Raw genomic sequence first — 12605 nt, 5'->3', positions numbered from 1 at the left:
CGTCGGACGGACCCGCACGCAGCGCGTGCCGCGGCGCGCCGCCCCTCTGCTCGCGCCGCCCGGTCGCCTCCGTCCTGGCGGCGTGGCGGCGCCCCCCCTCGACGTCCGCCGCGGGCCCCCTAGATTACGCTGACGTCCATGCCAACGAGCCCGTCCTCGATGCCCTACCGCGACCGTACGACGCCCGAGCCGGTCCAGTGCCCCTGCGGCCATGGTCGCGATCATTACATGGTGAGCGCCGAGGCGGAGTACCGCGTCCTCGGCTACATCCAGCTCGCGTTCGGGATCTCGGCCCGGCCGACGAAGGTGAAGTACAGGTGCCGGCGCTGCGACACGGTCTTCGCGACGACGAAGGATCCCGCGGTCCTCGACAAGCATTACTGACGCTGAGGCCTCCAGCACGATCAGGCCCCCTCCCCCGTGCCGTGGTCGCCTCGCTCGGCGCGCCCTGTGGCATACTCGTCGCCGATGCGGCAACGGCTCTTCGCGATATCGCTCGTGATGCTCGGCGCGGCGGCCCTCCCGTCCGGCTTCCTGGCAGTCGCCTGCTCACCGGCGGAGCGCTCGTTCGGCGACAGCGGCGGCGGCGGGACCGGCGGCGAGTCGCCGACCGGCAGCGGCGGCGCGTCGCCGGTCGGCAGCGGCGGCGCGTCGCCGGTCGGCAGTGGGACCGGCGGCGGCGTGAGCGCCGGCGAAGGTGGGGGAGGAGGAACGGGCGCAGCTGGCGGAGGGGACACGCACCCATTGCCCCCGGAGGTCGTCGCCACCGGCCTTGACGACCCGTACTCGATCGCGATCGACGACCAGAGCGTCTTCATCCTCTCCACCTCCACGCTGCTGCGTTGCCCCCTGGCAGGCTGCCCGGCTCCGGTGGTCCTCGCCGAGGGGCTCGGGCCTCCCACGACCGCCGTCATCGCCACTCCGTACCTCGTCGCGGTGGATCCGAATTTCGTGCACTGGCTGAGCTCCCCGAACGACGGAGGGGCGCGCCGTTACTACAGATGCCCAGCGGCCGGTTGCTTCGGCAAGTCGCCGGTGGAAGTGTTGGAGTCCATCGTGGGCAACCTGAACCAGATCCAGGTGAGCGATGACGGCGTGGCGCGCATCTCGGACAAGTTCGATGTCCTCGAGTGCGATAACGGCCAATGCGAGCGGATCCGCTGCGTGAGCGCGGATGGGATCCGTTCGTTCGTCATGGATGGGACGACCGTCTACTGGGCCCACCCCACCGATCCCGGAGGCGTCTATTTCTGCGATCCCGGCAATGCCGACGGCGCGATCCAGCTCCACGCCGAGCACGGCGTCGTCATGGCAATCCACGACGGGATTCATTACGTGATGAACGCGGCCAAGAGCACCATTTTCGCGTGCAAGAAGACCGGGTGCGGCGGCAGCCCGACGACCTTCGTCGAGGGCGAGGCGTCATTGACCAGCATGGCTGTCGGCCCCACAGGCGTGTACTGGACCGCTCTCGGCACGGGCATAAGCGCAGACGGCGTCGTCAAGATGTGCCCGCTGGACGGCTGCGGCGGCGGCCCTCGCGTCATCGCCTCGAACCAGGCGCGGCCGACGAGCGTCCGCCTCCGGAACGGCTTCGTCTACTGGTCCAACCGCGGCTTGGCCGGGAGCCCGATGTCGGGTGAGATCGTGCGCGCTGGCCTCTGACGCGCGGCCGGGATCGCGGCTCGGGCGCCTGCGCTCGCGGCGACGAGCAGAGCGCTCGACCTGCCGCCGGCCCGACCTCCCTGGCCAGCGAACCGCGGCCCTCTCGCGCCGCCAGCAAGAACCCCTCGCCACTCGCTGCATTTCAGGACACCCTGCGCGCTCGCCATGCGCGCCTCTCGCAGCTCGCTCCCCGCTCTCCCAGCGCACCTGCCGCGCGGGGGCCGACCGGCCTCCGCGACCGCCCGCCGCCGGAGCGCGCCATGAAAGGACGCGTCCTCATCGTCGCCGGCTCCGACTCGGGCGGCGGCGCAGGAATCCAGGCCGATCTCAAGGCGGTCACCGCGCTCGACGCGTTCGGCGCGACGGCGATCACCGCGCTCACCGCCCAGAACACCCGCGGCGTCGACGCCGTGTTCCCGGTGCCACCCGACTTCATCGGTCGCCAGATGGAGGTCGTGCTCGACGACATCGGCGCGGACGCCATCAAGACCGGGATGCTCCACTCGGCCGAGGTCATCGACGAGGTCGCGCGCGTCTACGAGCGCCTCGGCCGCGGCGCGCCGCTCGTGGTGGACCCGGTGATGGTCGCCAAGGGCGGCGCCCGGCTGCTGAAGCCCGACGCGGAGGGCGCCCTGCGCGCCCGGCTCCTGCCGCTCGCGGCGCTGCTCACGCCGAACATCCCCGAGGCCGAGGCGCTGACCGGCGTGGTCATCGACAGCGTGGACGCCATGCGCAGCGCCGCAGCGCAGCTGCTCGCCATGGGTCCGCGCGCCGTGCTGCTGAAGGGGGGCCACCTCCCGGGCGCGACGGTCGTCGACGTCCTCCGGGTCGCGCCGGGGCCCGGCGGCGCCGCGCTGCCGGAGGGCGAGCAGCTGTTCGAGGACGCTCGCATCGAGACGCGCGCGACCCACGGCACGGGCTGCACGCTCGCCTCGGCCATCGCCGCTGGTCTCGCCCAGGGTCTCGCCCTCGTCCCGGCGATCGGGCGCGCGAGGCGCTACCTCCGCGAGGCGATGCGCTCCGCGCCGGGGCTCGGCCAGGGCCACGGGCCGCTGAACCACGCCCACACGGCGCGGCCGTTCCCCTGAACAGCGCGGCGCGCCGCGCGCGTCTGTGGACGGGCGCGACGGGCGCGACGACCACGGCGGCCCCGCGCCGCGGGCCCCGCACGGCGGCCCGGCGGCTCTGCGAAGGAGCGGCGGGGCGGCCCGGTGCGGCGCCGGACGGGCCGCGTGCAGCGCTTGTGCAACGACTCGTTGCGCCCGGCGCTCGAATGGACGACCCTGCGCGCAGTCCATATCGGCGTCCCGGCGCGTCTCCTTCGGCGCCGTCGCGGAGCTCTTCCTCACCCTTCGTGCGCCCGTGGCCGTGACCAAAGATCCCCTCCCTCCCATCGACGTCGGAACGGTCATCAACGACCGCTACGAGGTCCTGAAGAGCATCGGCAAAGGCGGCATGGGCGAGGTGTTCTTGGCCTTCGACCGCCTGACCCAGCAACAGGTGGCGCTCAAGGTGGTGCCCGAGGCCTCCGCCATGCCCGGCGACGACGAGGCGCTGCGGCAGGAGGTGATCCTCGCGCAGAAGGCCCGCCACCCGAACGTCTGCCGCGTGCACGACCTGGCCCCGAGCCCGTGGGGCCCCATCCTCGTGATGGAGTACATCCCCGGGCAGACGCTCCACAACCACATCCGCAAGCGCAAGACGTCGGGCGGGTTCAGCGCCGACGAGTTCCGAAAGATCTCGACCGACGTCTGCGCGGGGCTCGCCGCGATCCACCAGCAGGGGCTCGTGCACGGCGATCTGAAGCCCGGCAACGTGATGGTCGCCGACGATCGGGCGGTCATCCTCGACTTCGGCTTCGCGAAGGAGCGCGCCCGCGCCGCCGTGCGCAAGCCGGGGGCGCCTCCGGACGGCGGCACGCCTCACTACATGTCGCCGGAGCGGCTGCGCAGCGGCGGCGCGAGCCCGGAGGACGACGTCTACGCGGCGGCGCTGACGCTCTGGGAGATGTGGACCTGCCGCGTCCCCGAGCCCGGCTACAAGCCGCGGCTCAAGACGATGAAGCAGCAGATCACGTTCGACGTGCCCGCCGCGCTGACGAACGACGAGATCAGGCAGATCTTCCGCGCGCTGAACCCGGATCCGCAGATGCGCCCGCAGGCGCGGCACATGCGGTTCTTCAACCCGACGCAGACCACGACCGCGCCGATCCAGCTGCCGCGCGAGCGCATCGATCCCGGCCCCGCGCCTGGGCGGGCCATCAAGACGCAGTTCACGCCCGGCGCGCAGTCGCTGCTCATCACGTACGCCACGAACGCGCCCGACAGCGTCGCCACGCTGTTCCCGCTGCAGAAGCCGGTGCTCTCCATCGGCCGCCGCAGCGATCAGGACCTCGTCCTGGCCGAGGCGACCGTCTCCGGTTCACACGCGCTCCTCCGCTGGCAGACGGGCTCCTGGCTGGTCGAGGATCTCAACAGCACGAACGGCACGTACGCGGACTTCCCCTTCGAGCGCAAAGCGCAGGTCTCGCTGCTCCATGGGGCCGAGGTGCAGCTCGGCGAGTGCCGTCTCATGGTGGTCACGTTCGGGCCCGACTCGCCGCACCACGACAAGGCGAAGCGTTACCTCGCCCGGCGCGACGGCCTCACGGGGCTGCTCGTGCGCGAGTACCTGATGAAGGCCATCGACGAGGACGGCTTCTTCGCCGAGTGGGCCGAGGTGCCGATGCAGATCGCGCGCTTCGAGCTCCGCGGCCAGAACGGCCTCGTGAGCTTGCGCCCGACGATCCTCGAGATGCTCGCGCTGCGCAAGGCCGCGCTTCAGGTCGTCGATTTGACCCAGACGCTGCTGCTCAGCCTGACGCCGGCCGCGGCCGGGCGCACCGGCCCGCTCACGTTCGTCGTCTCCATCGTGGGTCCCAACCTGGACGAGGCCCAGCACGTGGTCGAGCAGGTCGTCGCGCAGGTGCAGGGCACGCTCCCCGAGACGCTCGAGCTGACCGCCACGCTCGTCAAGTGCGAGCCTGGCCGCCCCGCGCGCACGCTGATCGACTGAGGCAGACCGCCGGGTCGTCGCTCGGCCGTCGCTCAACCACCGGGCGGTTGCTCGCGCACGCGCTCCGTCACGAAGGCACGGAGCCCATCACCAGGCGCACCGCGCCGGCAGCACGCCACGCAGCACTGCACCCTGCGAGCGCTCTTGCGCAACGGGGCCGCTCCCAGGCCGGAGCAGCAAGCGGCTACTGGACGGCGAGCGGATGCTGGGCGGTGAGCGGATGCTGGGACGGCCCGCTGCAGGCCTCGCCCGGAGCGGCGACGCGATCGAGCACTACCTCGCCGGCCGACTTCCGGACGTCGATCTCGCCCTGCCAGATGAGCTCTGCGCTGCCCTGAGCGTCGACGACGTCGCGCAGCAGCCGCACGTAGACCTTGCGCTGGGCAACCTCGGGGATCGCCACCGCGAAGTCGAACGCGCAGACCGAATCACACCTCGGGTTCGCCGCGTCGGGCTCGTCCCGCTCGGTGATCTCGTAGATGCTGTCGATGCTGTCGACGTGCATCGCGCGCTGGCCGCAACAGTTGAGCAAGAGCCGGCTGTCCGCGATCTTCAGAGCGCCGCTCGACGGATCGTAGCGCCAGCGCAGGACCTCGGCCCCGCAGTAGCTCTCCTCCCCCTCGGAGGCGAGCCGCCGCTCCGGATCCACGAACCCGCCGGCCTCGCTCACGAGCCCCACCTGCGCGGGCTCCGCTTCCAGGCACGCGCTCAGAGCAAGCAGCGACCCCACCGTTGCAAGCGCTCCACAGACCCCCAGGTACTTCATGCCCCGATTTCCTTGGCTGTCCCGCGACACTGTCAAAATACGCCCAAAAGGCAAAGAACCAGGGCCTCTAGAAACGCGCTTCACGTATCCGCTACTTGCGCCTAGGGATTCAGCTGCAAGCCAACGTACATAAGGTGCGCACATGCGCCGCACCCCGGAGCAGCTGCACGCACATTCGAGTGTGATCTACGGGTTTCTGGAAACCTTGTCCAGGCGAAAGTAGCAGAGTTAGCCCGATTCTCTGACCATGAACGTCATGGTCAACCAAGCTCCTCCACCATCCTCCACCATCCCACCCCATGACGCGCTGCCATGCGCGGCGATGCGCGGCGGGACCTTCGCGAGGTCCCCCTGCCGACCGCGGACGCGAGGTGCTGCGGGGCGATCCGAAGGCGCGTGTTCAGCGCCTCATCGCGCGGCGACCGTCTTGCTGCGCTGGCGCGGGGAGCCCTTCGCCTGGCAGCCGGCTTCCGCGGGGGTTTCGTCGAGGACGACCGCGCCGGCGGAGCCACCCAGATCGAGGGAGCCGCTCCAGATCACGGCCGGGCCGCCCTGCTGATCGACGACGTCGCGCAGCAGCTTCACGTAGACCTCGCCCCGCGGGACGTCGCGCACGCCGACGGACAGATCGAAGGCGCACTGCTCGCTGCAGCGACCTCCGGCGCCGTCCGGCGCGTCCCGCTCCGTAACCTCGAAGAGGCTGTCGATCCTCTCGACGTGGATCGCGCGCTTCCCGCAGCAGTCGAGCATCAAACGGGCATCGGCAAGGCGGAGCGTCGCCGCCGGCTCATCGTACTGCCAGCGCAGCACCTCGGCGCTGCAGTAACCCCCGTCCTCTGCCGCGGCGAGCCGGTGCTCCGGGTTCCTGAACCCCCCCTGCTCGCTGATCCTCGCCTCCTGAACAGCCGCCACCTGGCCGCAGCCACCGGCGCAGAAGGCCCAGACGATCGCGATGGCGGTCCAGATACGGCTCGGCACCATGCACTTCTCCATTTCCTCTTGGCTGGCTGGCCAGGGCGGTTCGTCCCAGTTTCGGTGCAATTTTCCAGCCAACTCTCCCCCTGAGCAGTCCGGAGGCTAACCGCGACCGACGCGGCGGGCCAAGGAAGCGGGGCTGCGAGCGGTCTCCCTTCACCTTCGCGCGCAGCAGGGGCGTGGGAGGGCGCGCAGGAACTACCCACGTTAGACGTGCCGGGACGTAAAAAGTTGTCGGGGAGAGAACCCCTGGCTCAGCCACGATGCGGGCGGCCCTCGATCGGACACACGCCGGATGTCCGAGCCGTGCCCCGCGGCTCGCCCGCGTCAGTTCTTCGCTTCGACGGCCTTGCCGGGCGGAAGCGGATCCCAGCGCAGCGAGTCCCCGAGGAGGTTCGAGATGCGCTTCGGGCGCTGCCCGTCGACGCGCATGACGTAGAGCCCGGGCCCCTCGCCGGAGGTGCGCGTGGAGAAGAACGCCACGAGCCGCCCATCGGGGCTGCAGGCCGGGTACCCGTTCCTGCCCTGATTCTGGGTCAACCGCACGAGGCCGCCGCCCGTCTCCCCCGAGGCGACGAGGTCGGTGTTCTTTCCCACGCCGACGGCATAGACGGCCTTCACGCCGTCGGGGTGGTTGCAGAACGTGGGCGCCGAGGCGAAGAGCCCGTCCGGAGAGATCGCCTTGCCGCCGACGTAGATGCGCTGTCCGTACCTGCCCTCGCCGGAGAAGGCGAGCTTGCCGGTCGGCGTGAACACCGGGTGGAGCGCCATCCCCACCTCGGACGCCGGCTTGATGCTCTGGAGATCGGGCCCGGAGAACAGCTTGATCGTCGACCCCACCCCGATGCTGAGGGCGACCTGGGCGCGATCCTTCGAGAACGCGATCCCGTAGACAGAGCCCTTCACGGGCAGCGCGAGCGGGCCGCCGGCGGGCGTGAAGACCTTGTACTCGTCGCCCTTCACGCTCGCCGCGTAGTGGAGCTGCTCGTTCTTCCCGAACGCAGGGGCGATGGCGGTCTGGTCGGGCGGCGAGACGGCCCTGGCGTCATGGCCGTCGGCGTCGATCGTGAAGACACGCCGCAGCGCGCCCGAGCCCGAGGCGAACGTCATGTGGCTGGCGAAACCGCCGTTCTGGCCGGTGAGGGCGCCGATCAGCTGGTCGGCCACCCGGTGCGACTCGAAGCGCACGTCGCGGAGGGGCACGATGAACTTCTTGTCGAACACCGGGGCCTGCCCGCGGTTCACCAGGAACGCCTGGCCGACGAGCTCGACCTTGTCAGCGGCGACCTTCTTGCCGCTCACGCTCACGACCGCCTCGACCCCCTTCGCGGACCACGCCTTCACGTCCACGGGGCTGTCGGAGAGGTACAGGCCGTCGGGCGCGGCGCTGTCGGGCAGCACCTCGAACTCGCCGCACAGCTCGAGGTCGCGCCGGACCACGCTGTGGATCGTCACGTCCTCGGGGTCCGAGACGAGCGACGGCAGGACGCCGATCTTCGGGAGCGGGCGCGTCGCGCCGGCCACGACCGTGATGTGGCCGAGCAGCTCGTCCGGGTTGGGCGGCGCCGCCGAGGAGGCGGGCGCCTGCGCAGGAGCAGGGGGAGCAGCGAGCGCGGCGGCGGCGAGCGCCAGGGCGCCGAGGGCGTATCGAGCTAGTCGCATGTGGTCTCTCTACAGACGAACGTGACGCTGACCTGCTTCTGCCCGAGGTTGGGATAATTCTCGGGCGGCGGCGGCAGCGCCTGCCCCTTCGCCGCCTCGAGGGTCGCCTGCGCGGCCGCGTCGAAGGCGGGATTCCCGCTCGGCGTCAGCGTGTAGCTCACCATCTGCCCGTCGGACAGCACGATGACCGCGCGCGGCTTGTGCTTCGTGAGCTCCTCCGGCGGGAGCCCCGAGCCGTTCACGCGGAACCTGCTCGAGAACCAGCCCGCGATGCGGGCCAGGTACAGATCCACAGCGCGCGCCTTGAGGGGATCGGTCTCGGTCCCCTCCTTGACGCCGTCCTCGTGGCCCTCCTGATCGACGTTGGCGGCCGGGGCGGCGTCGGTCTTCGGATCGAGCTCGGTGTCGACCTGCTTCGCGATCTCGGCGTCGGGCGGCGGCGGCGCGGTGCCCGCGTCCGCGATCTTGACCTCCGGGGGCGGGATGTCCGCCTCGGTCTTGCCCGCGCTCGGCGACACGAACGCCTTCTGCTCGACGCGCGGCTTGGGCGTCTGGCGCACCCACCGGTCGGGCAGCTTCATCTTGTCGCGCTTGCCGCCCAGCTTGAGCAGCGGCGTGTCCATGTCGAGCACCGGCACGACCTTCACCGGGACGCTCGGCCCCTTCTCGATCTCGGGCGCCGCCGCGGGCACCGTGAGGTCGGCCAGGCTGACCGCGACGGCGGCCCCCGCCTGCACGGCCATCGCCACCGCGACGGCGAGCGCGATGTCCCGCGGGCGGAAGTCGCTCGCAGGCCGGCGCTGTCCTGACGACGTCCTCGGTCCGGGCGCGCGCGCCGCAGCCGTGCTCACGGCGCCGATCCCCCGGGCCGCGGCGCGGCTCCCCCGGGTCGCGGCGCCGATCCCCCGGGCGGCGGCGGCGCGCCCTCCGGCTCGATCTCCGGCTGGACGAGGAGGTTCAGGCCCTCGACCCCCGCGGCCCGGGCGGCGGCGACGACGCGCGCCACGGCGCCGTAGCGGGCGTCCTTGTCGGCGCGGATGTAGAGCTCCTTCTCCTTCTGCACGCGCCCGTTCGAGGCGAGCACGCCCTCGATGTCGGCGGTCGCGTCGTCCTCGCCGAAGAGGATCTTCTCTTCCTTCGTGACGGTCACGACGAGCTTCGTGTCCTTCGTCGGCGCCTCCTCGGCGGAGACGTTGGGCAGCTCGACCCGGAGCCCGGCCGTGAGCAGCGGGGCCGTGACCATGAACACCACGAGGAGCACGAGCATCACGTCCACGAGCGGCGTGACGTTGATGTCGCTGAAACCGCCGCCGCCGCGCCGCCTGCGCCCTCCACCGACCGACATGCCCATGATCGGCCCCGCCCCTCAGCCCTTCGGCATCACCGGCGTGGGCCGGTCGCTCGACCGCTGGAGCGCCAGCGGGATGGACTCCTGCATCCCCCGCGCGGAGAGCGACGCGATCTCCACCCAGCCCTCGCTCGCGGCCTCGAGCGCGGCGAGCAGGTCGTCGACGCGCTTGTTGATCCCGTTGTACGCGATGACCGCCGGGATCGCGGCGAACAGCCCGATCGCGGTCGCGATGAGCGCCTCGCCGATGGCCGGGGCGACGACGGGCAGCGACGCGCTCTTCTGCTGACCGATGCGGAGGAACGCGTCCATGATCCCGTAGACCGTGCCGAACAGGCCGATGAACGGCGACGCCGCCGCGATCGACGAGAGCGTCGGCATGAGCGCGCTCGCCCGCTGCGTCTCGGTCACGATCGCCCGCTTCGCGATCGAGTCGAGGAGCCGGCTCGTCCCGACGCGGCGGCTGAGCTCCATCACGACGCGGGCGCCGGGCGCGTCCGCGTGCCGCTGCGCGAGCGCGAACAGCTGATCCGGCGAGTGGGCGTGCGCCGACTCCTGCTCGAACCGCGCCTGCAGAGAGGCGAGCCGCGCGAGCTGGAGGACCTTGAGGACGGCGATCACCCAGACGAGGATGGCCGCGAAGATCAGCAGCCACACGACCAGGAAGACGGGACCGGAGGCGTGGAGGACCAGGGAGACGGGATCGAGCTTGATCGGGACCGTCGTCGCCGGGTCAGGGGCGCTCTGCAGGAAGGCCATTTCGATCTCTTCGGGTCAGGGAGTCGGCTCGTCAGGGTTCCGCGCGCGCGGCCCCGTTCAGTGGAGTTTGCGGCCGCGGCGCCCTCTCTCGCCTGGAAGCGCGGCCGTGGCCCTCTTCAAGTTCGCCCAGCGCCGCACGCGGCGCGGCGCTCAGTCCGCGAGCAGGATGTCGACCTTCCGGTCGCGCACCCAGCCCTCTTCGTCCGTGCCGGTCGCCTCGAACTCGCCCTTCGACGAGGTCGCGATGCGGCCCTGCTCGAGGCCCTTCTTGCCGAGGTACTCGGCGACGCTGCCGGCGCGCTTCTGGCCGAGGCCCAGGTTGTACTCCGTCTCCCCGCGGGGGTCGGCGTGGCCGATGAGCTTCATCCCCTTGCCCTTGAGCGGACCCGAGACGAAGCAGCGCGCGAGCGCGTCGAGCGCGCCCGCCGCCTCGCCCTCGATCGACGTCGAGTCGAACGCGAAGCGGGCGGTCGGTAGATCGCCGCAGGCCTTGAGGATCTTGTCGTCGATGCGGATCGAACCGCTCGTCGGCTTCTCGGTGTCCTGCTTCGGGGCAGGCGGGGCGGCGGTCTTCGCCACCGGAGGGGGCGCGACGTCGCTGGCGACATTGGCCGGCGGCTGCGGATCGGAGCCGCAGCCGGCCGCGAAGGCGGCAAGGGGCGCCGAGACCACGAGGATCAACGCAGGCAGTTTTGTCATGGGCATGCCGTTACCACGCCGGGAGGCGCGTTGCAGCATTTTGAGCGCCCGCCGGCGAGCCGGCGCGCCCGGATGACAGGCATTCCGTTAAAGTGCCGCGATGCATCGCCCGATCCAGGCGCGGGAATATTTGGGGCACCAACGGGTTGGCCCGCCCCGCGCCCCCCCGGGCCATCGGCTCCACGCTCCTCTCGCTCGGCGCAGCGGCGTCGGTCGCGCTCGCCGCCCCTCACCCGGCGCGGGCCGAGGTGCCGGTGCAGCGCGCGTTCTTTCGCCTGCCCTCGTCGAACGGCTTCGGCGCGGCGCTGACGCTCGCCGAGCGCGCGCGCCCTCGGCGCGGGCTATTCCTCGCTGGTGTCGGCCTGGCGCTGCGTCTCCGCAGCGGCGGGCGCCGGAGGATCGGCGACGGCTGCAGCCATCGCGTCGGTGAGCGACATCGGCGCCTGAGGCCGCGACACCTCCTCGGACGCGAGCGAAGGCGACGGCTGACGCTCAGGCCGGGCGCGGGCCCCCGAAGCGGCGGGCGGGCGCACACCCGCCCCGGAGGCCTCGCGCGCGCCCGCCTCCGGTGCGGCGCGCGGCTGCGGCGCCGTGGCGGGCTCGGCGGCGCTGGCCTCGTCCTCGTCGGCCGCTCGCGCGCGCGCGTCGAGCCCGCGCAGCGCCGTCCTCCGGGGGCCGGGCGCCTCGACCGGCACGCGCACCTCGCGCGCGATCTCCCCGGCCCGGGACACGCCGCGCTGCGCTGCAGGCGGCACGTCATCCCCCGGCGCACGCGACATCCGGCCGACGATCAGCGTGAGCGCGACAGCGATCACCAGGGCGCCGGCCACGGTCGCCGCCGCGAGGATGCGCACGCGGGCTCGTGATCGCGCCAGCGAGGGCACCGCGACGGGCGCGAGCGCGTCGTGGACGCGCATCACGTCGCTCACGCTCGGCGCATCGACCCCGACCGGCGCCGTGCCCGCGAACGCGCTCGAGGCGGTCGCCGCTGTCGACTCCGCGCCCCGGATCGCCTGTGGCGTCGTCAGGCCCACCGCCGCCGGAGCGACCGGGCCGCTGCCCGGCGCGACCGAGCCCGCCGCCGGCGCGCTCGTCGGCGGCGCGGCGGGAAGCGTCGCGATGAACGACTTCAGCGCGAGCGACCGGAGATCCATGATCGTCGGGTCATCGTCGCTCCGTGGCACCGAGGGCGCGATCGATCGCCGGAGCGGCGGAGGAGGCCGGCTCGATCGCCGGCCGGCGCCTCCCGCCGGGGGCGCTGCCGCACCCCTCCCGTGCGCACGGAGCATCGCACCGCCGCAGACGCTGCACTCGAGCGCAGCCCCGCCGCGCGCGTCGCTCGACACCGTGGTGACGATTCCGCAGATTTCGCAGGTAACGTCCATGAGCCCCCCGCAGGCCTCGCGACACGACAGCGGCGAGCGCCCGCCACGCCAAACTGTGATTCAAATTACATCTTGAGTATGGCGCGCGAGGGGCGGCCATGCATGCGGTCTCCGCGTGGCATTTCCGAGAATCGAGCGCGTGACGGCGTTGCAGTGCCATCCCGGACGGTCGGCATCGGCCGAGAGCCGTCCTGGACCGAAGGTTTCCCGGCTGGGCGCTTGCGATGCCGGCCTTCGGGCCGCTGTGGTAAGAGCCGCGCTTCGATGTGGTCGGGAGCGGACCACCGGTCCG

12 protein-coding genes are annotated in these 12605 nt (G+C 71.9%); 4 read left to right on the top strand and 8 right to left on the bottom strand.

Features of this window, described 5'->3' with window-relative positions; translation table 11 throughout:
* The first annotated feature begins 159 nt into the window (after positions 1-159).
* From WMF46_RS03520 to WMF46_RS03505, 4 genes are all read left to right on the top strand, one after another.
* A complete protein-coding gene (locus WMF46_RS03520; protein WP_157907469.1) occupies positions 160-384 on the top strand; it encodes a hypothetical protein in 225 nt (74 codons plus the stop codon).
* A gap of 66 nt (positions 385-450) precedes the next feature.
* Complete coding sequence (locus WMF46_RS03515; protein WP_437984292.1) at positions 451-1665, top strand: hypothetical protein; 1215 nt, start codon at positions 451-453, stop codon at positions 1663-1665.
* Between the two features lie 260 nt (positions 1666-1925).
* Positions 1926-2753 (top strand): bifunctional hydroxymethylpyrimidine kinase/phosphomethylpyrimidine kinase, encoded by an 828-nt coding sequence (thiD, locus tag WMF46_RS03510; RefSeq protein WP_437984291.1) that lies wholly within the window; start codon positions 1926-1928, stop codon positions 2751-2753.
* 280 nt (positions 2754-3033) lie between these two features.
* Entirely contained in the window at positions 3034-4719 is a 1686-nt protein-coding gene (locus WMF46_RS03505; protein ID WP_437335956.1) for a protein kinase domain-containing protein, read from the top strand.
* 184 nt (positions 4720-4903) lie between these two features.
* Here WMF46_RS03505 and WMF46_RS03500 read toward each other — a convergent pair whose 3' ends face one another.
* The 8 genes from WMF46_RS03500 to WMF46_RS03465 all read right to left on the bottom strand — a co-directional run bounded on the left by WMF46_RS03500 (position 4904) and on the right by WMF46_RS03465 (position 12082).
* The gene (locus tag WMF46_RS03500; RefSeq protein WP_437984290.1) at positions 4904-5485 is read right to left on the bottom strand and encodes a hypothetical protein; all 582 of its coding nucleotides are present in this window, start codon (positions 5483-5485) and stop codon (positions 4904-4906) included.
* Between the two features lie 408 nt (positions 5486-5893).
* A complete protein-coding gene (locus tag WMF46_RS03495) occupies positions 5894-6466 on the bottom strand; it encodes a hypothetical protein (protein ID WP_437984289.1) in 573 nt (190 codons plus the stop codon).
* A 321-nt stretch (positions 6467-6787) separates the two neighbouring features.
* On the bottom strand, positions 6788-8122 hold the full coding sequence (locus WMF46_RS03490) for a tolB protein (protein WP_437906986.1): 1335 nt from the start codon (positions 8120-8122) through the stop codon (positions 6788-6790).
* Positions 8113-8973 carry a TonB C-terminal domain-containing protein gene (locus tag WMF46_RS03485; protein ID WP_437984288.1) on the bottom strand — a complete coding sequence of 287 codons (861 nt, stop codon included), beginning with the start codon at positions 8971-8973 and terminating at the stop codon, positions 8113-8115. Before WMF46_RS03485 ends, WMF46_RS03490 begins: the two co-directional genes overlap by 10 nt.
* A complete protein-coding gene (locus WMF46_RS03480; protein ID WP_437531735.1) occupies positions 8970-9467 on the bottom strand; it encodes a biopolymer transporter ExbD in 498 nt (165 codons plus the stop codon). Before WMF46_RS03480 ends, WMF46_RS03485 begins: the two co-directional genes overlap by 4 nt.
* 21 nt (positions 9468-9488) lie before the next feature.
* Complete coding sequence (locus WMF46_RS03475; protein ID WP_437549469.1) at positions 9489-10229, bottom strand: MotA/TolQ/ExbB proton channel family protein; 741 nt, start codon at positions 10227-10229, stop codon at positions 9489-9491.
* 150 nt (positions 10230-10379) lie between these two features.
* The gene (locus WMF46_RS03470; protein WP_437984287.1) at positions 10380-10934 is read right to left on the bottom strand and encodes an OmpA family protein; all 555 of its coding nucleotides are present in this window, start codon (positions 10932-10934) and stop codon (positions 10380-10382) included.
* Between the two features lie 335 nt (positions 10935-11269).
* Entirely contained in the window at positions 11270-12082 is an 813-nt protein-coding gene (locus WMF46_RS03465) for a hypothetical protein (RefSeq protein ID WP_437984286.1), read from the bottom strand.
* Positions 12083-12605: the final 523 nt, after the last annotated feature.

The sequence above is a fragment of the Sorangium sp. So ce117 genome, from assembly GCF_051524395.1.
GTDB classification, from domain to species: Bacteria; Myxococcota_A; Polyangia; order Polyangiales; family Polyangiaceae; genus Sorangium; species Sorangium cellulosum_B.
This window is presented reverse-complemented; position numbering and strand designations above follow the sequence as displayed.

Bases quoted from the DNA above. Each gene is read 5' to 3' on its own strand.
- WMF46_RS03475 (WP_437549469.1), bottom strand. From the start codon at position 10,229: ATGGCCTTCCTGCAGAGCGCCCCTGACCCGGCGACGACGGTCCCGATC.
- WMF46_RS03480 (WP_437531735.1), bottom strand. From the start codon at position 9,467: ATGTCGGTCGGTGGAGGGCGCAGGCGGCGCGGCGGCGGCGGTTTCAGC.
- WMF46_RS03520 (WP_157907469.1), top strand. From the start codon at position 160: ATGCCCTACCGCGACCGTACGACGCCCGAGCCGGTCCAGTGCCCCTGC.
- thiD (WP_437984291.1), top strand. From the start codon at position 1,926: ATGAAAGGACGCGTCCTCATCGTCGCCGGCTCCGACTCGGGCGGCGGC.
- WMF46_RS03465 (WP_437984286.1), bottom strand. From the start codon at position 12,082: ATGGATCTCCGGTCGCTCGCGCTGAAGTCGTTCATCGCGACGCTTCCC.
- WMF46_RS03490 (WP_437906986.1), bottom strand. From the start codon at position 8,122: ATGCGACTAGCTCGATACGCCCTCGGCGCCCTGGCGCTCGCCGCCGCC.
- WMF46_RS03470 (WP_437984287.1), bottom strand. From the start codon at position 10,934: ATGCCCATGACAAAACTGCCTGCGTTGATCCTCGTGGTCTCGGCGCCC.
- WMF46_RS03495 (WP_437984289.1), bottom strand. From the start codon at position 6,466: ATGGTGCCGAGCCGTATCTGGACCGCCATCGCGATCGTCTGGGCCTTC.
- WMF46_RS03500 (WP_437984290.1), bottom strand. From the start codon at position 5,485: ATGAAGTACCTGGGGGTCTGTGGAGCGCTTGCAACGGTGGGGTCGCTG.